The following is a 1382-nucleotide window of genomic DNA, read 5'->3' as shown; positions in this document are numbered from 1 at the left end:
GCCTTTCGGCGGCGACCAGGCCGCCCCGGCGGAAGGTGAGGTCGATGATGCCGAGCATGCCGAGCCAGCCCATCTTCTGCGCCCAGGCCTGAAGCTCGTCCATCTGGTCGGTCAGGTAGGCGGCGCCCACCGCAGCGCCGATGGAGGTGCCGCAGATGATGTCGGGCTTGATCCCGATCTCCTCCAGGGCGCGCAGGACGCCGATATGCGCCCAGCCGCGCGCCGCGCCGCTGCCCAGCGCAAGCCCGATCTTCAGGTCGGTTCCCTTCGCCATCCGCATCTCCCATCGGTGCCCCCGGCATCGGAGGCCGGATGCCTCCGGCATCGGAGGCCAGATGCCTCCGGCATCGGAGGCTTGATCTAGAGCGTATCATCTAGGCATTACCGGCCGGTGTCGGAAGCGGCCGTAAGTGGCACACCGCCGGAGCGTGGTTCATCGCCGCCCGCGAATTGGGAAATGTCGACAATTTGGCCGATCTTTGACCTGGATCAGAGGTCCGGAGGCCGTGACTGTGGCATTTCTGTGCCAGTGGCCGGAGATGATCGCACCGGATGTCGATTTTAACCATGCGTCAACTGGACCGGATGCAGTTTCGTTGCGTTGCAATGTAGTTCTCGAACCCGGAAGGTTTGTCATGGCGGACGAACTGAAAAGCTTCAGAAGAGACTGGAAACGCTGGTCGCCGACCGAACGGCTGGTTGCCATCACCGTGCTGGTCCTGATCGCGCTTCTGGGTGCGCCGGCTGCCGCCGGTCTGTTCTGATCCTCCGCTCCCTCCAGGCCCGCGCCAATGTGGCTGCGTTGGCCACAGTGTGATATGCCGGCAACTCCGGTGTGAAGACAGGGCACGGCGCAGGGGCATCTTTACGGGCTCTTAACCCTCGCGCCATAGGCTTGGTCGGCTCGGACAGTTCCTGGGACGGTTGGGCGCCACAAGCGGTCGGAGCATCGAACCTCCGCCCTCGGATGGCACCGACGGTGCGCTCGCTGGAGGGCGTGAACCGGGGAGGATCCGGCATATTTCGCCAAGGCCCTGCCCCTTTCGCTGGACACGCCCGATGACCTTTTCCGCTCAATCCGCCGTGACGGAACAGAAGCTCCTGAGACAGCGCCTCGACACCGCTTTCGCGGAAGCCGCACAGCCGCTGTCGCGCGACGAGGTGACGGACATCGTCCGCAACATCCTGGGCAGCATGGACGGCGACATCTCCGCCACCGACCTGCGCCTGTACAAGGAGGTCGTGGATCTCGCCAAATACATCGAGACCGCGAAGCAGGAGATCGCCGCGCTCCAGCCGGCCGAAATCCGCGACGAGCATATCCGCACCGCCACCGACGAGCTGGACGCGGTGATCGGTGCGACGGAAAAGGGGACCTTCGC

At 64.6% G+C, this 1382-nt stretch carries 2 protein-coding genes and 1 pseudogene; 2 read left to right on the top strand and 1 reads right to left on the bottom strand.

Translation table 11 applies throughout. The features are described 5' to 3' along the window. Window positions 1-274: patatin-like phospholipase family protein (locus I71_RS40560; RefSeq protein WP_199902140.1), on the bottom strand; the 274-nt coding region annotated here is incomplete at its 3' end. 361 nt (window positions 275-635) lie between these two features. Here I71_RS40560 and I71_RS40555 point away from each other — a divergent pair. Both I71_RS40555 and I71_RS09240 read left to right on the top strand, forming a co-directional pair. After that, entirely contained in the window at window positions 636-764 is a 129-nt protein-coding gene (locus tag I71_RS40555; RefSeq protein ID WP_280109863.1) for a hypothetical protein, read from the top strand. Between the two features lie 295 nt (window positions 765-1059). Continuing rightward, window positions 1060-1382 (top strand): annotated as a pseudogene (locus I71_RS09240) (chemotaxis protein CheZ); the annotation flags it as partial.

Origin of the sequence: Azospirillum sp. B506 (assembly GCF_000333595.1) — a bacterium.
GTDB lineage: Bacteria > Pseudomonadota > Alphaproteobacteria > Azospirillales > Azospirillaceae > Azospirillum.
Note: the sequence above shows the minus strand (reverse complement) of the source record. Positions and strands in the feature narration are given on the sequence as shown.

Excerpts from the sequence above, each read along its gene's own strand:
- I71_RS40555 (WP_280109863.1), top strand. The coding sequence starts at position 636 with ATGGCGGACGAACTGAAAAGCTTCAGAAGAGACTGGAAACGCTGGTCG.